Raw genomic sequence first — 20,411 nt, forward strand, 5'->3', positions numbered from 1 at the left:
CCCATCCGCAAAGACCACGACGGGCACTCAGGCCGTCGTACGAAAGGGAAGTTCTCATGAGCGTTGAGGTGTACTACGACGACGATGCCGACCTCGGCCTGATCCAGGCCAAGAAGGTCGCGGTGATCGGCTACGGCAGCCAGGGGCACGCCCACGCGCTGTCGCTGCGTGACTCCGGCGTCGACGTGGTGATCGGTCTGCCGGAGGGCTCGAAGAGCCGTCCCAAGGCCGAGGAGCAGGGCCTTCGGGTGCTCACGCCGGCAGCGGCCTCGGCCGAGGCGGACGTGATCATGGTGCTTGCGCCGGACACCGCCCAGCGCAAGATCTATGCCGAGTCGATCGAGCCGCACCTGGCCCCCGGCAAGGCGATCTTCTTCGGCCACGGTTTCAACATCCGGTACGGCCTGATCAAGCCGCCGGCCGAGGTGGACGTGGCCATGGTCGCCCCCAAGGGCCCCGGCCACCTGGTGCGTCGCCAGTACGTCGACGGCAAGGGTGTGCCCTGTCTGGTCGCCGTCGAGCAGGACGCCACCGGCACCGCGTTCGCCCTCGCCCTCGCGTACGCCAAGGGGATCGGCGGCACCCGGGCCGGCGCGATCAAGACCACCTTCACCGAGGAGACCGAGACCGACCTCTTCGGCGAGCAGGCGGTGCTCTGCGGCGGTGCCTCGGCGCTGGTGCAGACCGGTTTCGAGGTGCTCACCGAGGCGGGTTACGCCCCGGAGGTCGCCTACTTCGAGTGCCTGCACGAGCTGAAGCTGATCGTCGACCTGATGTACGAGGGCGGCATCGCGAAGATGCGGTACAGCATCTCCGACACCGCCGAGTACGGCGACCTCTCCCGGGGCTCGCGCATCATCGACTCCCGCGTCAAGGATGAGATGCGCAAGATCCTGGGCGAGATCCAGTCCGGCGAGTTCGCCCGTGAGTGGGTCGCCGAGGACGAGGCCGGCCGCCCCAACTTCACCAAGTGGCAGGCCGAGGGCGCGGCGCACCCGATCGAGGAGACCGGTAGGAAGCTGCGCGGAATGATGAGCTGGGTCGACCGCCCGATCACCGAAACCGCCTGACGCCACCCCGAAAAACGGATCACCCAGCCCCGGGCCGCGCTCTCCCCAGCGCGCGCCCGGGGCTCGCTCCGAGCCCTCGTCGATCTTGCACTTTCGGATGGCGATTTGTGGGGGTTGGCCCCGTAGGTCGCCGCAGAAAGTGCAAGATCGCGGGGACGGAGGGGTGTAGGGGGGCGGGGTGGGTGGGGTTTCGGGGTGGTGAACGGTTGATGTCGGTCGCTTGTCCGGGCGTGTGAGGGCACTCACCCCGCAGACCGGAACACGCCGGCCAGCGCGGCCCCTACGATCGCGGGTAGGTGCGCTGAGCCGGCACCTGACGGCCACGGCACGGATCAGCACGGGGTGCAGTGCGGCGCCCCGCCACCCGCGCCGATCGCAAACACGACCTCTACGAGGACCGATGAATCCTGTCGTACTGATCGCCGAAGAACTCGCCCCCGCCGCCATCGAGGTGCTCGCCCACGACTTCGACGTCCGTCACGTCGACGGCACCGACCGTCCGGCCCTGCTCTCGGCGCTCTCCGAGGCCGACGCCGTCATCGTGCGCAGCGCGACCCAGATCGACGCCGAGGCGGTCGCCGCCGCACCGCGGCTCAAGGTGGTCGCCCGCGCGGGCGTCGGGCTCGACAACGTCGAGGTGCCGGCGGCCACCGCGCGGGGCGTGATGGTCGTCAACGCACCCACCTCGAACATCGTCTCCGCCGCCGAGCAGGCCGTCGCACTGCTGCTCGCCGTCGCCCGCAACACCGCCAGCGCCAGCGCGGCGCTCAAGGCGGGCGAGTGGAAGCGGTCCAAGTACACGGGCGTCGAGGTGCAGGGCAAGACCGTCGGTGTGGTCGGGCTCGGCCGCATCGGGGTGCTCTTCGCGCAGCGCATCGCCGCGTTCGGCACCCGACTGATCGCGTACGACCCGTACATCCAGCCGGCTCGGGCGGCGCAGCTCGGCGTACGGCTGGTCGGGCTGGAGGAGCTGCTGCGCGAGAGCGACTTCATCTCGATCCACCTGCCGAAGACCCCGGAGACGGTCGGCCTGATCGGCGAGAAGGAGCTGGCGCTCGTCAAGCCCAGCGTCCGCATCGTGAACGCCGCCCGCGGTGGCCTGGTCGACGAGCAGGCGCTCGCCGACGCCATCGCCGAGGGGCGGGTCGCCGGCGCCGGCGTCGACGTGTACTCCAAGGAGCCCTGCACCTCCTCGCCGCTGTTCGCCTTCGACAACGTGGTGGCCACCCCGCACCTGGGCGCCTCGACCCACGAGGCGCAGGACAAGGCCGGTCTGGCGGTTGCCAAGAGCGTGAAGCTGGCGCTGCAGGGCGAGTTCGTGCCGGACGCCGTCAACGTCCAGGCCGGCGGCGTGGTCGCCGAGGACGTCCGCCCGCTGCTGCCGCTGGCCGAGAAGCTGGGCCGGGCCTTCACCGCCGTCGCCGGTGGGGTCGCGGCCAACGTCACCGTCGAGGTTCGCGGTGAGGTCGTCGGCCACGACGTGTCGGTGCTCAAGCTGGCCGCGACGAAGGGCCTGTTCAGCTCGGTGGTCGAGGACCAGGTCACCTACGTCAACGCCCCGCACCTGGCCGCCGAGCGCGGCGTCGAGGTCACTCTGGACAGTCAGGCCGAGACCGCCGACCAGCCTCTCCTGGTCACGGTGCGCGGTGCCCTGCCGGATGGCCGGGCGGTGAGCGTCTCCGGGACGGTCACCCACGCGGGCAGCCGCGACGTCCCGCGGCTGACCGAAGTGGACGGCTTCGACGTGGAGATCGCCGCGGAGGGCATCCTGCTGTTCCTGCGGTACGCGGACCGCCCGGGCGTCGTCGGCACCGTCGGTACGCTGCTCGGCGAGTCGGGCATCAACATCGCCGCGATGCAGGTGGCCCGGCGCGAGGCGGGCGGCGAGACGCTGATGACCCTCACCGTCGACCAGGCGCTCGGCGCCGATCTGCTGACCTCGGCGGCCGACTCGATCGGCGCGACCGCCGCCAGCGCGGCCGACCTGCGCGACGAGTAGTTAGCGGCCGCCACGCGACAGGTGGCGGCGCGGACGACAGCACCACGGGGGGCCCGGCGACAGCGCCGGGCCCCTTCGTCGTACGCCGGGAGGTGTTCCGCCCCGGGAGCGGTCAGTTCGGCAACCGGACCGGGGGCGGGTAGACCGAACCGTCCTGGGCGTCGAAGAGCATCAGCCCGTGCTCGCCGGCCAGCCGCTCGATGTCGAGCAGCACCTGGTCCGGGCAGGTCGGGTGCAGGTTCAGCTCGACGTGATCGTGGGCGGCGTGCAGCGGCGCGACCGCCCACGGGCTGTCCGGGCCGGGGTGACGGTCCGGATAGGACGCGGTGATCGCCCGGTAGAAGCCGACGACGCGCGGGTCCGGGTATCGGTCCACGTGCCGCCCCTGCCGGCAACCCTCGACCGCTGCCCGCACGTCCTCGGGCGTCGCCCCGTCCTCCAGGGCCCACACACTCAGATCGAAACTCACGGCGGACAGCGTGCCATCCGTCGTTCACCATGTCGAAACTGCCTCACCGCCGGCCAATCGCCGAACCCGTGCGGGCGGCGTCCGAAGGCGTCCGCTGTGGAGACTCTTGCGTCGAGTTGCGTCGATTCGCTAGCGTACGACTGCGGTTACTGGCCGCCAGGCCGTGGCGCCGGCCCGTCTTCGGGTGGCGCGGTCGACGTCCGGCCCGACCGGTCCGCACCCCTCGATTGTGCGAGCCACGCGCACTCGTCGCTGATCGGCCCCCACAGCCGTTGCCGAGGCCGTGGGGGCCGATCGCAATTCAGGCGCTCTGCGGGTCACCCCGTCTGACGTGCGACGCGGCTATGATCGGCCGCCGTGACAAGCGCCCAGTTGTTCAATGGCGGTGGCCGCCGGGTCGCCCGGCCGCGGCGACCTGCGCCGCCACGACGAGCCCTGCGGTCGACGCGGCTCCTCGCGGCCCTGGTGGCGGTGCTCGTGCTGGCCGGCTGTTCGCCCGATCCGACCGGCTCGCCCGCTTCGCGCGACCCGTCGTCGGCTCCGGGGACCGCCGAGCCGCGGTCGACGAGTGGGCTCGGCCCGGCCGGGGGCCGGCAACCCGGCACGGGCAGCGCGGACGAGGCCCAACGCCGCCGTTTCGCGGCGGCGGCCACCCTCCTGAAGAGCAAGCCGGGGGTGCTCGGAATCCTGGTACGGGACCGGCGCACCGGCACTTCCTGGCGGGCGGGGACCACCGATCATCCGATCTGGACGGCCTCCACCATCAAACTCGCGATGGTCGTCGGGCTGCTGGAGCGCTCACGGGCGGGCGAGATCAAACTCGACAGCGCCGCCCGTCGACAGATCGCCGACATGCTGAACTTCTCCTCCGACGACGCGGCCACCGCTCTGTGGAACCGCTACGGCCGGGACGGACAGCTCAAACGCTTCCAGCAGCGCTACGGCATGACCGGGCTGACCACCGTCGCCGGCTACGCGCGCTTCTGGGGTCACCTCAAGTGCACGGCTGAGGATCTGCAGCGGTTGATGTCGTACGTGCTGGACGACCTCGACCCGACCGACCGGGCCTACATCGTCGGCGCGATGCGTTCGGTCGGCTCGATCCAGCGTTGGGGTGTCTGGGCGGCCGGCAGCGACAAGCACCCCGGCACCAAGGACGGCTGGTCGATCGAGCCGGACCCGGGCGGGGAGCACTGGGTCACCAACACCGTGGGGTTCGTCGGCGACGACCAGCGCTACGTCGTCGCCGTCATGTACCAACTGCCACCCGGCAAGGGGATCGATGTGGGGGTGCACGCGGTGAGCGATCTGGTCGCCACCGTCTTCGGGGCACGGACCCCGGCGCGGGTGACCGTGCCGGACCCCAGCACGGGACGCTAGGGCCTGTTTCATAAGAACTGGCCGGCCTGCGGCGGGCCCGGACGACGACCGGCGGCGTTGCGGTTTCGTCCGGATAAAACACCGGTATCCGGACGAAACCGCGCCTTGCCGGATCGCCGCCCGGACTCCGCCTCGGCTCGACCGCCCTTATGAAACAGGCCCTCGGGCCCTCAGCGCCGGTGGGCGAAGAGCGCCCGGTACTCGGAGCCACCCCGGAACCAGGCCAGGCCCGTGGGGCCGGCGGCGTAGAGCGCGGTGGCGTACGCGTCGGCGACCGTCAGGTCCGGGCCGACGACGGTCGCGGCGATGAGGTGGTTGGCCGGCTCGCCAGTGTGCGGGTCGACGACGTGTCCCCGCCGTCCGGACACCCCGGAGGTGCCGACTGCTCCCGAGGTCATCTCCAGCATCAGTGGCGCGCGGTCCGGCGCCGTCGGGTGGTGTACCGCGACCCGCCACGGTCCGCCGTGCGGCGCGCGGCCCCGGACCACGAGGTCGGCGCCGGCGAGTACGGCGTAGTCGTGCACGCCCGCCGCGCGCAGCCGGGCGGCGGCGCGGTCCACGGCCCAGCCGCCCAGTAGGCCGCCCGGGTCGAAGCCGCCGGGGACCGCCCAGGCGTCGAACCAGCCGTCGGTGGCGGCGCGCATCGCCGTACAGCGGTCCACCAGGTCAGCCAGCGGCGCGTACGACGCGGGGCTGATCTCGCCCCGGCGCAGCCTGGAGACCAGGCTCTCCGGACGGTTCGGGCCGTAGGTCAGGTCGATCGCGCGCAGTTCGGCGACGCTGTCCCGCAACGCCTCGCCGACGCCCCGGCGGCCGAGCCCCTCGGGGGCGTTGAGCAGCAGGGTGTACTCCGCCGTGGCGGTGCGGACGGTGTGCTGCACGGCGATGCGGCCCTGGGTGGCGGCGGCCGGGTCGAACCGGCGACGGCGGCTGCCGAGGCGGAGGTCGGGCCGGCGGTGCCGGAACGCCGACAGGTCCGGCCAGCGGGTCCGCGGCTGCTCGTCGATGCGCATGGCGCCTGCCCCCTCGCAGTTGACGTCGCGTCGTCACGACCACCGTTCGCGGGCCCCCTGACCCGCTGTCCCTTACCGTAGGCAGCGCAGATGATCGCTACATGAATCCCAGCTGAGAGGGTGCTGTGCATCCTCCTGTCTCAGATGCTGGAAGCTTCGTACCGGGAGTCGGGACGGCGACGTACCGTTGCCGGACAGGGCAGTCGAGCGTGGGGAGAGCGGGCGTGACGCGGATCGCGGTGGTGGCCGGGGACGGCATCGGGCCCGAGGTGGTCGCGCAGGCCCGCAAGGTCCTCGACGCGGTGCTTCCCGGTGTGCAGGCCACCGAGTACGACCTCGGCGCCGCCCGCTGGCACCGTACCGGAGAGGTCCTGCCCGACTCGGTGCTGACCGAGCTGGCCGGGCACGACGCGATCCTGCTCGGCGCGGTGGGTGACCCCACGGTGCCGCCGGGTGTCCTGGAGCGCGGCCTGCTGCTCAAGCTCCGGTTCGCCTTCGACCAGTACGTCAACCTGCGCCCCTCGCGGCTCTGGCCCGGCGTCGCCGGTCCGCTGGGCAACGTGAAGCCGGGCGAGGTCGACCTGGTGGTGGTCCGCGAGGGCACCGAGGGGCTGTACGCCGGCGCGGGCGGGACGTTGCACCGCGACACGCCCGCCGAGGTCGCCACGGAGGAGAGCCTCAACACCCGGCACGGCGTGGAGCGGGTGATCCGTGACGCGTTCGCGCGGGCCGGTCGTCGGGAGCGGCGCAAGGTCACGCTGGTGCACAAGACCAACGTACTGACCCACGCCGGGTCGCTGTGGTCGCGCGCCTTCGCGGCGGTCGCCGCCGAACACCCGGACGTGGCGACGGAGTACCAGCACGTCGACGCGGCCGCGATGTTCCTGGTGACCCAGCCGCAGCGCTACGACGTGGTGGTCACCGACAACCTCTTCGGCGACATCCTCACCGACATCGCCGCCGCCGTCACCGGCGGAATCGGGCTGGCCGCCAGTGGCTGCATCAACCCCGAGGGCGCGTACCCCTCGATGTTCGAGCCGGTGCACGGCTCGGCGCCGGACATCGCCGGGCAGGGCGTCGCGGACCCGGTGGCCGCGGTGCTCTCCGTGGCGCTGCTGCTGGAGCAGCTCGGGCACGCCGAGGCGGCGGCCCGGGTCGACGCGGCGGTCGCCGCCGAGTTGGCCGGCCGTACCCCGGGCGCGACGCTGCGCACCGCCGAGGTCGGCGACCGGCTCGCCGCCCACGCCGTAGCCTGACCGCCCCGGGCCGCGTCGCGGCCGGGGGCGGTCTTCGCCTGTCCGGGCAGTCCACCCGGTCCCGAGCGGCGCTACCTTCTGAACGGTCGTTCGGGGTAAGTTTCTGGCACAGCCATGTCGGTGTGCGATCCCGCATGCCGTTGTCCCGCAGGGAGGTCAGCGCGATGAGCGGTGGTGACAAGCTCGACTTCGAGATCCGTCCGAATCCCACGCCGGTATCCGCCGCCGACCGGGCTGCCCTGCTGGCCAACCCCGGATTCGGCCGCGTCTTCACCGACCACATGATCACGATCCGCTACGCGGAGGGCAAGGGCTGGTACGACGCCCGGGTGGAGGCGCGGGCGCCGATCCCGATGGACCCGGCCAGCGCGGTGCTGCACTACGCGCAGGAGATCTTCGAAGGGCTGAAGGCCTACCGGACGGCCGACGGTGGCGTGACGATGTTCCGGCCGGACGCCAACGCCGCCCGCTTCGTCGACTCGGCCAAGCGGATGGCGATGCCGGCGTTGCCGCCCGAGGTGTTCGTCGACTCACTGCACAAGCTCATCGAGATCGACCGGGAGTGGATCCCGACCGGCGAGGACGGCAGTCTCTACCTGCGGCCGTTCATGTTCGCCAGCGAGGTCTTCCTCGGCGTCCGTCCGGCCAACGAATACCTGTACATGGTGATCGCCTCGCCGGCCGGCGCGTACTTCACCGGTGGCGTCAAGCCGGTCACGATCTGGGTCTCCCCGGATTACACCCGGGCGGCGCCCGGCGGCACCGGCGCGGCCAAGTGTGGCGGCAACTACGCCACGTCGCTGGCGGCCCAGGCGGAGGCCATCGAGGCCGGCTGCGACCAGGTGGTCTTCCTCGACGCCGTGGAGCGCCGCTTCGTCGACGAGTTGGGCGGCATGAACGTCTTCTTCGTCTACGACGACGACACGGTGGTCACCCCGCCGCTGACCGGCACGATCCTGCCGGGCATCACCCGCGACGCGATCATCACGCTGGCCGGCAAGGCGGGGCACCAGGTGCAGGAGCGGCCGGTCTCGTTCGCTGACTGGCAGGCCGACGCGGCCAGCGGCCGGCTGCGCGAGGTCTTCGCCTGCGGCACCGCCGCGGTGATCACCCCGATCGGCGGGGTGCGCTTCCCCGACGGCGAGTTCCTGATCGGTGGCGGCGAGCCCGGCCGGGTCACCATGTCGCTGCGTCAGCAGTTGGTCGACATCCAGCGCGGCAAGGCCGCCGACCCGCACGGTTGGGTGCACCAGGTCTTCTGACGTCCGTCGGCCGACCGGCCCGTCGAACGGGCCGGTCGGCCGCGGCGCTGGGACACACGCCCTAACCCTCGTCGAGCAGGTGGTCGCGTAGGGCGGCGAGCTGCTTGTCGGTCACCCCGGCATGCCGCAGGTACGCCTCGATCGAGCCGTGCCCCTCACGCAGTTCGTCAAGGAACATCTGCATGGCCTCGGCGGGCGACGCCAGGAACGGCGCCGGCACCTCCGCGGCGTCCGGCATGGTGGCGGCCAGCCAGGCGCTGAACCGGGCCGACGCCTCGGTGCTCAGCGCGTAGTCGGCGGTGATGTCCGCGTCGTCGACGCCCAGCACGGCGAGGGTCAGGGCGCACACGATGCCGGTGCGGTCCTTGCCGGCCACACAGTGCACGACGACCGGGGCGTTCGCCGAGTCGGCGATCAGCCCGATCGCCTCGCCCAGGCCCGCGGTGCCGGTCTGGGCCAGGTCGGCGTAGCGGTCGGCGAGGTAGCGCGCCAGGTCGGTGCCCTTCTCGTGCGGCGTCAGCGCCCAGTCCTCGTGCTCCGGGTGGATGTGCCGGTACGTCAGCCCCTGGTAGGCCGGCACCCGACCGTCGCGCTCCACCTCGGTGGGGCGGCGCAGGTCGACGACGGTGCGGATGCCGATGGCGGCGAACGCGTCGCGGTCCTGCTCGTCGAGCCGGTGCAGGGAGTCGGAGCGGTAGAGGCGACCACGGCGCACGGTACGGCCGTCGTGGCCGAGGTAGCCGCCGACGTCGCGGAAGTTGAAGGTCGCGGGCAGCGTGATGTGACGTTCGTCGTCGATGGCGTCCACGTGCACACGGTAACGGCCGGCGGGCTCATGTCCCACCGGCCGTCGGGTCGGATCGGTCAGCGCGCGGTGCCCGGGGGAAGCGCGCCGTACGTCTCGTCGTAGTAACCGCCGAGCTGATCCCGGTACGCCGGGTCGCTGTGGCTGGCCTCGTCGTACTCGGGGGCGGCCTTGATCTGGTCGCGGGTGCGGTCGACGGAGACGGTGCGCTGGTCGTGGTCGACCAGGTTGACCGTGCCGGCGGGCAGCATCACCTTCTTGCCGAAGACCCACGGCCCGGTGTCCACGACCAGGTAGCTGCCGCCGACCTCGTGGCTGGCGCTGTCGATTTTGCCGACACCGCCGTCGCTGGCCTCGACCTTGTAGCCGACCAGGTCGGCGTCGGCCACGCCGGCGGTGTCGCGGTAGCGCCACGGGTCGAACGTGCCGGCCGGCGCCCCGCCGGCCACGGCGCCCTGGTCGCCGCCGCGCAGCGGGTCCGGCCCGGCGTGGGCGGCGTGTGGGTCGATCCTGTCCATGCCGTTCGCTCCTGACTGTCGCCGACGTCCCGGGCTGTCGTGCCCGCCCCTGAGGAGCTACCCGGCTGCGGGGGCCCGGAAACGGCGACCGGACCGGAGCGCCGGCCGGTCCGGGCCGCACGAGGGGCCTCAGGCCAGGGCGGCCTCGGCGTCCAGCGTGACCGCCGCCGCGTGGACGACGGCGGAGATCCGCAACGCCTCGTGCACCTGCTCCCGGGGGACGCCACGACGGCGCAGCGCCTTCTCCTGCGTCTGGAGGCAGATCTCGCAGCCGATGATCGCGGACACGCCGAGGCACCACAGCTTGAAGTCGCTCTTGTCCACGCCGGGTCGGGCGACGAGCTGCATGCGGAGGCGGGCCGGTATCGAGGCGTACTCCTCGTCGCCGATGAGATGCGTGGCGCGGTAGTAGATGTTGGTCATCGCCATGACGGCCGCCGCGCCCTTGGCCGCCTCGACGCCGTCCGGCCCGAGGGGGTCGAGCGCCTCGGCGGCGATCTCGCGCAGTACCAGCGGGTTGCGCGCGGCCACCGCGCAGGCCAGCGCCGTGCCCCACGTCCGCGCCGGGGTCAGCGTCGCCGCGCCGATCGTCGAGTCGAGGTTGTGGGCGATGTCCGTGGCGTACGCGGGCAGGGCCGCCCGGATCGTGTCCAGTCCCACGGGTCAGTCCTCGGCGGGTGGGGTGTCGGTGTCGAGCGACACGGTGCGCACGGGGCCTCCTTGTGGGCGGGATGTCCCACCATGTGGATTGTCTCTCCCAAAAGCGGGAGCGGGTGGCAAAGTAGCGATCGTGACCTGCACCGCCCTGATTATTGCGACCTAGCGCGCCGGCTCTCCCCTCCGCCGAGCGCGCAGACCTCCCGCATCCCGCGGGGGGTCTTTTTGTTGCTCCGAGAAAGGATCCTGATGACGTTCCAGGTCTTCGACACGACGTTGCGAGACGGCGCCCAGCGCGAGGGGCTCACCTACTCGGTGGTCGACAAGCTGGCGGTGGCCCGGCTGCTCGACGAGTTCGGCGTCGGGTTCATCGAGGGCGGTTGGCCGGGCGCGGTGCCCAAGGACACCGAGTTCTTCCGCCGCGCCCGCACCGAGCTGACCCTGCGTCACGCCGTGCTGGTGGCGTTCGGCGCCACCCGCAAGGTCGGTGTCGCGGTCGCCGACGACCCTCAGGTGCGCGGCCTGCTGGACGCGCAGACCCCGGCGGTCGCCCTGGTCGCCAAGGCCGACATCCGCCATGTCGAGCGCGCGTTGCGCACCACCGGCGCGGAGAACCTGGCGATGATCCACGACACCGTCACCCACCTGGTCGCCGAGGGACGCCGGGTCTTCGTCGACGGCGAGCACTTCTTCGACGGCTACCGCCACGACCCCGCGTACGGCGCCGCCGTGGTGCAGACCGCGCTCGCCGCGGGCGCCGAGCGGATGGTCCTCTGCGACACCAACGGCGGGATGCTGCCGTCCCAGGTGACCGCCGCGATCCACGACCTGACCGGCCGGCTCGGGGTCGACGCCGCGCTGTTCGGCATGCACGCCCAGAACGACACGGCCTGCGCGGTCGCCAACACGATCGCCGCCGTCGAGGCGGGGGTCCGGCACGTGCAGGGCACCGCCAACGGGTACGGCGAACGCCCCGGCAACGCCGACATCTTCGCCGTCGTCGCCAATCTCCAGCTCAAGCTGGGTATGCCCGTCCTACCGGAGGGATGCCTGGCCCAGATGGTGCGGGTCTCGCACGCCATCGCCGAGATCGCCAACATCGCCCCCGACACCCACCAGGCGTACGCCGGGGCCGCCGCCTTCGCCCACAAGGCGGGGCTGCACGCGAGCGCGATCAAGGTCGACCCGTTGCTCTACAACCACGTGGACCCGTCGGTGGTGGGCAACGACATGCGGATCCTGATAACCGAGATGGCCGGCCGGGCCAGTGTCGAGCTCAAGAGCCGCGAACTCGGCCTGGACCTGGCCGGCCGTCCGGAGGCGCTGACCCGGGTCACCAAGCGGGTCAAGGAGTTGGAGGCGGGCGGGTGGTCCTTCGAGGCCGCCGACGCCTCGTTCGAGCTGCTCGTCCGCTCCGAACTGCCCGAGGGCGGCCCGGCGCGGCCGTTCACCCTGGAGTCGTACCGGGTGCTGGTCGAGCACCGCGAGGACGGCGCGGTCGTCTCCGAGGCGACCGTGAAGATCCGGGTACGCGGCGAGCGGGTCATCGCCACCGCGGAGGGCAACGGCCCGGTCAACGCGCTGGACGAGGCGCTGCGGGTCGGGCTGGCGCGGCACTACCCGCAGTTGCGCGACTTCGAGCTGGCCGACTACAAGGTGCGCATCCTGGAGGGCAGCCACGGCACGGGCGCGGTGACGCGGGTGTTGCTGGAGACCGCCAACGGCACCGGCCGGGACTGGACGACGGTGGGCGTACACCCCAACGTCGTCGAGGCGAGCTGGCACGCCCTGGTAGACGCCCTCACCTACGGCCTGGCTCCCGCCCCGGTCTGACCGCAGACCACCGCGGCGCACATCGCCGTCGGTCCGGCGCGGCGGCGGCGGCGCACCTCGCCGGACGGGAAGCGGGGAGTCGGTTGCGGGTGATGCCGGTGAGTCATCTAGATGACTCACCGGCATCACCCGCACCGGGGTGCGCGCCCCCGCACCGGTGGGTTACCGGGTTGGGAGGGTGACGGTGGCCAGGACGGGGCGGTGGTCGCTGCCTGGTAGGGCCAGGACCTTTACCTTGTCGACGGCTATCCGGCGGTCGACCAGCACGTGGTCGATGGTGACCGGGGGGATGAGGTCGCCGTCGTACGGGCCCCACGTGCCGGTCAGCCCCTTGCCGGTCGCGTCGGCGGCGTCGACGTAACCGGTGCGCAGCAGCGCCCGCAGCGGCCCGTGGTCCAGGGTGGAGTTGAAGTCGCCGGCGAGAATCCGCAGCTCACCGTCGGGCGTGGCGGGTGGTTGGGCGGTCAGGTCGGTACGCCACGCGTCGACCTGGTCCAGCGCGGACGGCGCCGACGGGTGGGCCGACTCGACGCGGACCGGTGGCGCCCCGGGGACGGCCACGGTGCCGTACGCCTGGGTGAACCCCCAGCCGCCCTGGCCCCGGTTGTTACGGATGCCGACGTCGCTGATCGGCCAGCGCGAGTAGAGCCCCGAGCCGGACGTCCCGACGTGCGCGTTGAGCTGCCGGTGGGGGAGCAGTCGGTCGAGCCCGAGCCGGTCCAGCGCGGCCTGCGCGTCGGGTGTGAACTCCTGCACGGTGAGCACGTCGACCCGGTGCCGCCGGACCAACTCCACGAGCGCCGACGCGTCGGCGGCCCCGGCGAGCAGGTTCGCGGTGAGCAGCCGGATCGTCGGGCCGGTAGCCGTCGGCTGCGGCGCGGCCAGGGCCCGGGGCGCGACCACGCCGAGTAGCGCCACGGCGGCCAGGGCCGCGACCGCCGCCGGCCACCAGCGCCGCAGGGCGACGCTGAGCCCGAGCGCCAGAACGCTCACTCCGGCGACGTACGGGGTGAAGGCGAGCGCCTGCACCAACGGTCCCCGGTCCAGCCCGGCCAGACGTACGGCGGCCCAGGTGGCCGTAGGCCCGACGACCACCCAGCAGAGGGCGGTGCGGATCAGATTTCGGCGGCGGGTCGGCGCGGGCGGGTCGTCGGTGACGATCATGGCGCTCAGCCTAACCGGGGTCGCGGCCGAGCAATTTCGTGAATGGTTCTCCGTTCACCTTTCACAATTATCTGACGGCTGGATGACAGGTCGATAATGCGAGATCAACTATTGACCTGCGGCTTTTGGCGGTGCTACGTTCCATCTGGTTGAAACGACGCAACTCTGAGTAGTAATCCCAGCTCAGAGCGGGTTAATCTCACCGAGTAATCAACCGTCCAATTCATTGTTGGCAGTTATCCGTCCCGCCCCGCGGGTCGGCCGAATTCGCACGGTCACACAAGGGGGACCTGTCATGAGTACATCCTTCCGACGTAAGGCGGCAGCGATCGGGTTCGCGGTCGCGGCACTCACCCTGGCGGGTGGGGGCATCGCCGTCGCCCAGCCGTCGGCGAAGGCGCCGCAGGCGGCCGTCCAGCCGGCGGCGAAGCGGGTAGGCGACCAGCCGCCGGTCACGGCCGAGTCGGCACGGTCGGCCAAGGCCGCGCTGAAGGCCAACGGCGCCAGCACCCTGGCCACGGCCACCTACTACACCGTCGTCAACGCCAACGGCACCAAGGTCCGCGGCACCGGCACCCTCATCAAGTACGGCCCAGGCCAGTATGAGGTGCAGTTCGGCGTGAACGTCTCGACCGGTGCCTACCTGGCGACCATCTCGAGCGCCAACTCCTGCTGCGTCCCACCCGCCGGCGAGGTCTCGGTCGCCCCGCGCCTGAGCACCCCGAACGCGGTCTTCGTCCAGACGTACAACTCGTCCGGCGTGCCGGCCGACCTGGGCTTCACGCTGCTCACGCACACCTTCTGAGCGAGGTGACACGACCCGGCCCCCGCGCACCCGCGCGGGGGCCGGATCGCATGTCGGGCCCTCGGCCGGCGTGCCCTCCTGGTCGCCCCCCGTGGGTGATTCGACCCCGTGCGGCCGGCTCGCGTGGCTCGTCACTCTTTCGCGCGGCCCGTGCCCGTTGCGGGTGCTCCCGGCCGGTCCGGCCCGCACAATCCCACGTTTGCCGGGGGTCCCGGCCGGGAAGCAAGCACCGTGACGGACATCTCGGACACCCTGGCCAGCATGCCCACCTCGGTCGATCCCGAGCCGACCGGCGCCGACCTGGAACAGACCCTCTTCGAGGTCAAACGCGTGATCGTCGGGCAGGATCGGCTCGTCGAGCGTCTGCTCACCGCACTGCTCGCCAACGGGCACTGCCTCCTGGAGGGCGTGCCCGGCGTCGCCAAGACCCTCGCCGCGCAGACCCTCGCCACCGTGGTCGGCGGCACCTTCTCCCGCATCCAGTTCACCCCGGACCTGGTCCCCTCCGACATCGTCGGCACGCGGATCTACCGGGCCTCGAAGGAGACCTTCGACATCGAGCTGGGTCCGATCATGGCCAACCTGGTGCTGGCCGACGAGATCAACCGGGCGCCCGCCAAGGTCCAGTCGGCGTTGCTGGAGGCGATGGCCGAACGGCAGGTCTCCATCGGCGGGCGCAGTTGGCCCGTACCGGTGCCGTTCCTGGTGCTGGCCACCCAGAACCCGATCGAGTCCGAGGGCGTCTACCAGCTCCCCGAGGCGCAGCGCGACCGGTTCCTCATGAAGGTGGTCGTCGACTACCCCGGCGACGCCGACGAACTGGCGATCCTCTACCGGATGAGCAGCGACCGGCCCACCGCGCGCCAGGTGCTCGACCCGCAACGGCTGCGACACCTCCAGGGGCTCGCCGAGCGGATCTTCGTCCACCACGCCCTGGCCGAGTACGTCGTCCGGCTGATCCTCGCCACCCGAGACCCGGGCCGGTTCGGCCTGGCGGAGATCGCGCCGCTGCTCGCGTACGGCGCCAGCCCCCGGGCCACGCTGGGCCTGGTCGCCGCCGCCCGAGCGCAGGCGCTGCTGCGCGGGCGGGAGTACGTGTTGCCCGAGGACGTCCGGGAGTTGGCGGTGGACGTCCTGTCCCACCGACTGGTGCTCTCCTTCGACGCCGTGGCCGACGGGGTCTCGGCGGAGAGTATCGTCCGGCGACTCGTGGAGGCGGTGCCCCCGCCCCGGGTCGCCACCGGGCACCCCCAGCAGACGCCCGACCTGGCGGCGGCATGAGACGCGCCGCCCGTGAGTCGGTGCGCACGGCACCCGATCCCGGCCTGGCCGAGCTGACCCCCGACCAGCGTCTGCGCCGACTCGAACTGACCGTCACCCGGCGACTCGACGGTCTGCTGCACGGTCAGTACCGTGGCCTGCTGCCCGGGCCGGGTAGCGAACCCGCCGGCAGCAGGGAGTACCGGCCGGGGGAGGACGAGGTCCGCCGGATGGACTGGGCGGTGACGGCCAGGACCGCGGTGCCGCACGTCCGCCAGGTCGACGCCGACCGGGAACTGACCACCTGGCTGCTCGTCGACTCCAGCGCCAGCATGGAGTTCGGCACCGCCGAGCTGGACAAACGGGAGCTGGCGGTGACCGCGGTGGCGGCCGTCGGCTTCCTGACCGCAGGCGTCGGCAACCGGTTGGGCGCCCAGGTGTTGAGCGCCGACGGGATGCGACGCTTCCCGGCCCGCTGCGGGCGTACCCATCTGCTCGGTCTGCTGCGGGCGTTGCTCGCGGCCCCGCGTGCCAGCGCGCCCACCCATGGGCCGGGGCAACGGTCGACCGCGCCGGCTCCGGAGCTGGCCGACGGGCTCGACGCGTTGCAACGGGTGGCCAACCAGCGTGGACTCGTGGTGGTGGTCTCCGACTTCCTCGACGGCCTTCCGGACGACCCCGCCGACCCGCCGCCCTGGGAGCGGACCCTGCGCCGGCTGTCCGCGCGCCACCAGGTGCTGGCGATCGAGGTGACCGACCCCCGTGAGCTGGAACTGCCCGACGTCGGCCTGATCACGCTCGTCGACCCGGAGACCGGCCGTCGCCGCGAAGTGTGCACATCGGACCGTCGCCTGCGGGAGCGCTACGCCGCGGCAGCCGCCGCCCAGCGGGATCAGGTCCGAGCGGCGTTGCGCCGCAGTGGTGCGACACACCTGGGGCTGCGTACCGACCGCGACGTCAGCGCGGACATCGTCCGCCACGTGCACGCCCAGCGACGGATGGCCGCCGCGCCGGCCGGGGCCGCCCGGGGAGGTGCCGCGTGAGCTGGGAGTCCCCGCTGCGGCTCTGGCTGCTGGTGGGCGTGCTCGCGCTTGTCGTCGCGTACCTGGTGGTGCAGCGCGGACGCGCCCGCTACGCCGTCCGCTTCACCAACCTGCGGCTGCTGGACCGGGTGGCGCCCGAACGGCCGGCCTGGCGTCGGCACGTACCCGCCGGGCTGTTTTTGGCCATGCTGGCGTTGCTGGTGGTCGGCTTCGCCCGGCCCACCGCCGAGGTCCGGGTGCCCCGCGAGCGGGCCACCGTGATGGTGGCCGTCGACGTGTCCACCTCGATGCTCGCCACCGACGTCGAGCCGGACCGGCTGGCGGCGGCCAAGCAGGCGGCCCGACGGTTCGTCGAGGGCCTACCCGACGAGTTCAACGTGGGGCTCGTCGCGTTCGCCGGCAGCGCCGCCGTCCTGGTACCACCGGGCACCGACCGGGACGCCCTCGACGAGGGCATCGGCCGGCTGGCCGAGGGGGTGACCGGGGTCCAGGGCACCGCGATCGGCGAGGCCATCAACACCTCGCTCGGAGCGGTCAAGAGCCTGGACAGCGAGGCCGCTAAGGAACCACCGCCGGCCCGGATCATCCTGCTGTCCGACGGGGCCAACACCTCGGGAATGGACCCGATGGAGGCGGCGGCGGAGGCCGTCGCGGCGAAGGTGCCGGTGCACGCGATCTCCTTCGGCACCCCGTCGGGGTTCGTGGACCGGGGCGGACGGCCGATCCAGGTGCCGGTCGACGGGCAGACGCTCAGGGCCGTCGCCGACGAGACCGGCGGGATGTTCCACGAGGCCAGCACCGTCGACGAACTGCGCGCCGTCTACGACGACATCGGCAGCTCGGTCGGCTACCGCACCGAACGCCAGGACGTCTCGGCGCGGTTCATCGGCCTCGGACTGGTGTTCGCGATGGGGGCCGCCGCCGGATCGATGCGCTGGTTCTCCCGACTGCCCTGACCCGTAGCGCCGACGTCGACCGTGAGGAGTACGCATGGCAGTGCAGACCGGACTGGGCGAACCGCGCGGTCCCTGGTTCATCTCGCCGGACCTCGACCCGGACGGGCGAGGGTGGTGGGACGCTCCCGGCTCGGGCCGTGACCCCGGGGGGCGGCGATCCGGTCGGTTGCTCGCCGCGCTGGCGATCGTGGCGGTCTCGGCCGTGTCGGGCGCGCTCGCCGGGGGCGTGGTGGCCAGCCGGGACGGTGCCGGCGGGCCGGCCGCCGCGTCCGCCGCGCCGGTGCCGGCGGAGCTGGTCACCGCCGCCGAGCGGACGGTGCCCGGTGTGGTGTCGGTGCTCGCCGGCGGCGCGAACGGCGCGTCCGCGACGGGCTCGGGATTCGCCATCGACGACCAGCAGCACCTGGTCACCAACGACCACATCCTGGCCAAGGGCGGCGGCGGACCGGTGACGGTGGAGCTGCCCGACGGCCGCCGGTACGAAGCCGAGGTGGTCGGCCGGGAGGCCGGCAGCGACCTGGCGGTGCTGAAGGTGCCACCGTCGGCCGGACTCGCCCCGCTGCCGCTGGCGAAGCCGGGCGCGACCCGGGTCGGTGAGCCGGTGCTGGCGGTGGGCTCACCGCTGGGCCTGTCCGGGACGGTCACCGCCGGCATCGTCAGCGCGCTGGACCGTCAGGTGCGGTTGGGCAACAACCGGCACCGCGCGGTGCAGACCGACGCGTCCATCAACCCGGGCAACTCCGGCGGGCCGCTGGTCAACGCCCGGGGCGAGGTGGTCGGAGTGAACACCGCCATCGCCACCATCGACGGCAACGGCTCGATCGGAATCGGCTTCGCCATCCCCATCGAGCAGGTCCAGCAGACCGCCGACACGATCATCGGCAAGGGTGGCTGACCTGCCCGAACGGCCCTGCCGGCCGCCTCCAGTGTCGGATATCCGGCCCGAGGCCATCGGAGGATGGAAATATGACGCTCGGTCTGGATACTGGCTCAGGTGGAGCGTCCTCTTCTTACGGTCCTCCTGCTGGTGGGCCTGGTCATCGGATGGGCGGTGGGGTCGGCGTACGCCCGAGCACGGCGCGGGTGGACCGACTACCAGGCCGCGAAGAAAGCGGTGCCCGGCGCTCGCCGTGGCGCGTGGTCGCTGGTCCGCGGGATCGCCGTGAAGGCCGCGGTCGTGGGGTTGCTGCTGTTCGGCGCGGTGGCGTACGCCGCGGTCGGTTCGGACGACGAGACCGCCGGCCCGGCGCCCACCTCGTCCACGACGCAGGGTGAGCCTGCACACCGGTGACCCGGTGCGACTCCCGGCGGGTTAGCCTCGGGGCGTGGACGACGGACTGCGGGTGACCGACCGGTGGGTCGTCCCCGCCGGGGAGCTGCGGGAGCGCTTCTCCCGTTCGTCGGGCCCCGGTGGGCAGGGCGTGAACACCGCCGATTCCCGGGTCGAGCTGAGCTACGACCTGGCGAACTCGCCGGCCGTGCCCGAGTCGCTGCGGGCGCGGGCGTTGGCGCGCCTCGCCAACCGCCTCGTCGACGGCGTGCTGACGATCGCGGCCAGCGAGCACCGGGCGCAGCTCGCCAACCGGGAGGCGGCCCGCGAGCGAATGGCCGCGCTGCTGCGCGAGGCGGCCGCCCCGCCCCCGCCGCCGCGCCGGGCGACCAGGCCGTCGCGGGGCGCGAAGGAGCGCCGGTTGGCCGAGAAGAAGCGCCAGTCGCAGCGCAAGCGCGACCGCCGCGTGGACGGCGAGTAGCGGATCCCGACGTCATCTCGATGGGCCTCGTGCCGCCCTGGGTGACAGAATCTGGAATCTGTCAGTCGATCGGTGTACTGTCATTTGGGTACCCCACGTGAGAGGAAGACCGATGGACACCCGCACCCTCGGCAGCAACGGCCCCACCGTCTCCGCCCTCGGGCTCGGCCTGATGGGCATGTCCGACCTCTACGGCCCCGCCGACGAGGCGGAGAGCATCGCCACCATCCACGCCGCCCTGGACGCCGGCGTCACCCTGCTCGACACCGGCGACTTCTACGGCATGGGCCACAACGAGATGCTGCTGCGCGACGCCCTGCGCGGCCGCAACCGCGACAACGCCGTGATCAGCGTCAAGTTCGGCGCCCTGCGCGACGTCGACGGCAACTGGATCGGCCACGACCTCCGACCCGTCGCGATCAAGAACTTCCTGGCGTACACGCTGCGCCGACTCGGCACCGACCACGTCGACATCTACCGTCCGGCGCGGCTCCCGTCGGACGTGCCGGTCGAGGACGTGATGGGCACCCTGGCCGACCTGGTCACGGCCGGCCACATCCGGCACATCGGCCTGTCCGAGGTGAGCGCCGAAACGCTGCGACGGGCACACGCCGTGCACCCCGTCGCCGACCTTCAGATCGAATATTCGTTGATCTCCCGTGACCCCGAGGCCGCGATCCTGCCCACGGCCCGCGAGCTGGGCATCGGCATCACCGCGTACGGGGTGTTGTCCCGGGGCCTGATCAGCGGTCACTGGACGCCGCAGCGCCAGACGACCGCCCGCGACTTCCGCACCGACCTGCCCCGGTTCACCGGCGCGAACCTGGACCGCAACCTCGCCCTGGTGGACGCCCTGCGTGCCGTCGCCGAGGCGCGGGGCGTCACCGTGGCGCAGATCGCCATCGCCTGGGTGCTGTCCCGGGGCGAGACCATCGTGCCCCTGATCGGCGCGCGTCGCCGGGAGCGGCTGACCGAGGCGCTCGGCGCGGCCACGGTCACCCTGACCGAGATGGACCTGGCCGCGATCGAGGCCGCCGTGCCCTCCGACGCGGTGGCCGGCAGCCGTTACGGCGACGCGCAGATGGCGATGCTGGACAGCGAGCGGGCATGACCGCTCCGTCGTGGCGCGACAGCCGGGCCGGGGGTCGCGCCACGACCGGCGACGTCGTC

The 20,411-nt window shown here is 72.4% G+C and carries 20 protein-coding genes; 14 read left to right on the forward strand and 6 right to left on the reverse strand.

Features of this window, described 5'->3' with window-relative positions:
* Window positions 1-56 precede the first annotated feature (56 nt).
* Together ilvC and serA are read left to right on the forward strand one after the other, a co-directional pair.
* Window positions 57-1,070, forward strand: coding sequence for a ketol-acid reductoisomerase (ilvC, locus tag ACQP03_RS06510; RefSeq protein ID WP_357127359.1), 1,014 nt, complete (start codon window positions 57-59; stop codon window positions 1,068-1,070).
* Between the two features lie 400 nt (window positions 1,071-1,470).
* Window positions 1,471-3,069: a phosphoglycerate dehydrogenase gene (gene serA, locus ACQP03_RS06515; protein WP_357127356.1), complete on the forward strand. Its 1,599-nt coding sequence runs from the start codon at window positions 1,471-1,473 to the stop codon at window positions 3,067-3,069.
* 112 nt (window positions 3,070-3,181) lie between these two features.
* Here serA and ACQP03_RS06520 read toward each other — a convergent pair whose 3' ends face one another.
* Window positions 3,182-3,538: a hypothetical protein gene (locus ACQP03_RS06520; RefSeq protein WP_357127353.1), complete on the reverse strand. Its 357-nt coding sequence runs from the start codon at window positions 3,536-3,538 to the stop codon at window positions 3,182-3,184.
* A 357-nt stretch (window positions 3,539-3,895) separates the two neighbouring features.
* Here ACQP03_RS06520 and ACQP03_RS06525 point away from each other — a divergent pair, with 357 nt between their 5' ends.
* Entirely contained in the window at window positions 3,896-4,918 is a 1,023-nt protein-coding gene (locus ACQP03_RS06525; protein ID WP_433460554.1) for a hypothetical protein, read from the forward strand.
* A gap of 170 nt (window positions 4,919-5,088) precedes the next feature.
* Here the strand turns inward: ACQP03_RS06525 and ACQP03_RS06530 are convergent, their stop codons facing one another.
* Complete coding sequence (locus tag ACQP03_RS06530; RefSeq protein ID WP_357131255.1) at window positions 5,089-5,931, reverse strand: FAD:protein FMN transferase; 843 nt, start codon at window positions 5,929-5,931, stop codon at window positions 5,089-5,091.
* 224 nt (window positions 5,932-6,155) lie between these two features.
* Between ACQP03_RS06530 and ACQP03_RS06535 the strand changes: the two genes are divergently transcribed.
* Window positions 6,156-7,187 (forward strand): 3-isopropylmalate dehydrogenase, encoded by a 1,032-nt coding sequence (locus ACQP03_RS06535; protein WP_357399338.1) that lies wholly within the window; start codon window positions 6,156-6,158, stop codon window positions 7,185-7,187.
* Between the two features lie 164 nt (window positions 7,188-7,351).
* Complete coding sequence (locus tag ACQP03_RS06540; RefSeq protein ID WP_357131249.1) at window positions 7,352-8,449, forward strand: branched-chain amino acid aminotransferase; 1,098 nt, start codon at window positions 7,352-7,354, stop codon at window positions 8,447-8,449.
* Window positions 8,450-8,510: 61 nt separating this feature from the next.
* On the opposite strand, the gene ACQP03_RS06545 is transcribed toward ACQP03_RS06540, so the two are convergent.
* The 3 genes from ACQP03_RS06545 to ACQP03_RS06555 all read right to left on the reverse strand — a co-directional run bounded on the left by ACQP03_RS06545 (window position 8,511) and on the right by ACQP03_RS06555 (window position 10,432).
* Window positions 8,511-9,257, reverse strand: a complete 747-nt coding sequence (locus ACQP03_RS06545; protein ID WP_357392960.1) for a tyrosine-protein phosphatase — start codon at window positions 9,255-9,257, stop codon at window positions 8,511-8,513.
* Between the two features lie 56 nt (window positions 9,258-9,313).
* Window positions 9,314-9,772 (reverse strand): PRC-barrel domain containing protein, encoded by a 459-nt coding sequence (locus ACQP03_RS06550; RefSeq protein ID WP_357131243.1) that lies wholly within the window; start codon window positions 9,770-9,772, stop codon window positions 9,314-9,316.
* Window positions 9,773-9,901: 129 nt separating this feature from the next.
* The gene (locus ACQP03_RS06555) at window positions 9,902-10,432 is read right to left on the reverse strand and encodes a carboxymuconolactone decarboxylase family protein (RefSeq protein WP_357392962.1); all 531 of its coding nucleotides are present in this window, start codon (window positions 10,430-10,432) and stop codon (window positions 9,902-9,904) included.
* A 246-nt stretch (window positions 10,433-10,678) separates the two neighbouring features.
* Between ACQP03_RS06555 and cimA the strand changes: the two genes are divergently transcribed.
* Window positions 10,679-12,262: a citramalate synthase gene (gene cimA / locus ACQP03_RS06560; RefSeq protein ID WP_357392964.1), complete on the forward strand. Its 1,584-nt coding sequence runs from the start codon at window positions 10,679-10,681 to the stop codon at window positions 12,260-12,262.
* A 162-nt stretch (window positions 12,263-12,424) separates the two neighbouring features.
* Here the strand turns inward: cimA and ACQP03_RS06565 are convergent, their stop codons facing one another.
* Entirely contained in the window at window positions 12,425-13,426 is a 1,002-nt protein-coding gene (locus ACQP03_RS06565) for an endonuclease/exonuclease/phosphatase family protein (protein ID WP_363661323.1), read from the reverse strand.
* A gap of 295 nt (window positions 13,427-13,721) precedes the next feature.
* Between ACQP03_RS06565 and ACQP03_RS06570 the strand changes: the two genes are divergently transcribed.
* From ACQP03_RS06570 to ACQP03_RS06605, 8 genes are all read left to right on the forward strand, one after another.
* Window positions 13,722-14,231 (forward strand): hypothetical protein, encoded by a 510-nt coding sequence (locus ACQP03_RS06570; RefSeq protein ID WP_357392968.1) that lies wholly within the window; start codon window positions 13,722-13,724, stop codon window positions 14,229-14,231.
* A 231-nt stretch (window positions 14,232-14,462) separates the two neighbouring features.
* The gene (locus ACQP03_RS06575; protein WP_357131229.1) at window positions 14,463-15,512 is read left to right on the forward strand and encodes an AAA family ATPase; all 1,050 of its coding nucleotides are present in this window, start codon (window positions 14,463-14,465) and stop codon (window positions 15,510-15,512) included.
* Window positions 15,509-16,534 (forward strand): DUF58 domain-containing protein, encoded by a 1,026-nt coding sequence (locus tag ACQP03_RS06580; protein ID WP_357131226.1) that lies wholly within the window; start codon window positions 15,509-15,511, stop codon window positions 16,532-16,534. The genes ACQP03_RS06575 and ACQP03_RS06580 overlap by 4 nt, the downstream gene beginning before the upstream one ends.
* Window positions 16,531-17,490, forward strand: a complete 960-nt coding sequence (locus tag ACQP03_RS06585) for a VWA domain-containing protein (protein WP_357131223.1) — start codon at window positions 16,531-16,533, stop codon at window positions 17,488-17,490. Before ACQP03_RS06580 ends, ACQP03_RS06585 begins: the two co-directional genes overlap by 4 nt.
* 34 nt (window positions 17,491-17,524) lie before the next feature.
* The gene (locus tag ACQP03_RS06590; RefSeq protein ID WP_357131220.1) at window positions 17,525-18,385 is read left to right on the forward strand and encodes a S1C family serine protease; all 861 of its coding nucleotides are present in this window, start codon (window positions 17,525-17,527) and stop codon (window positions 18,383-18,385) included.
* Window positions 18,386-18,484: 99 nt separating this feature from the next.
* Window positions 18,485-18,781 carry a hypothetical protein gene (locus ACQP03_RS06595; RefSeq protein ID WP_357131218.1) on the forward strand — a complete coding sequence of 99 codons (297 nt, stop codon included), beginning with the start codon at window positions 18,485-18,487 and terminating at the stop codon, window positions 18,779-18,781.
* 34 nt (window positions 18,782-18,815) lie between these two features.
* On the forward strand, window positions 18,816-19,241 hold the full coding sequence (arfB, locus tag ACQP03_RS06600; protein ID WP_357131213.1) for an alternative ribosome rescue aminoacyl-tRNA hydrolase ArfB: 426 nt from the start codon (window positions 18,816-18,818) through the stop codon (window positions 19,239-19,241).
* A 112-nt stretch (window positions 19,242-19,353) separates the two neighbouring features.
* Window positions 19,354-20,352 carry an aldo/keto reductase gene (locus tag ACQP03_RS06605; RefSeq protein WP_363661324.1) on the forward strand — a complete coding sequence of 333 codons (999 nt, stop codon included), beginning with the start codon at window positions 19,354-19,356 and terminating at the stop codon, window positions 20,350-20,352.
* The last annotated feature ends 59 nt before the right edge of the window (window positions 20,353-20,411 follow it).

This window comes from Micromonospora sp. CA-248212, assembly GCF_050948405.1.
In the GTDB taxonomy this organism is placed as follows: domain Bacteria; phylum Actinomycetota; class Actinomycetes; order Mycobacteriales; family Micromonosporaceae; genus Micromonospora.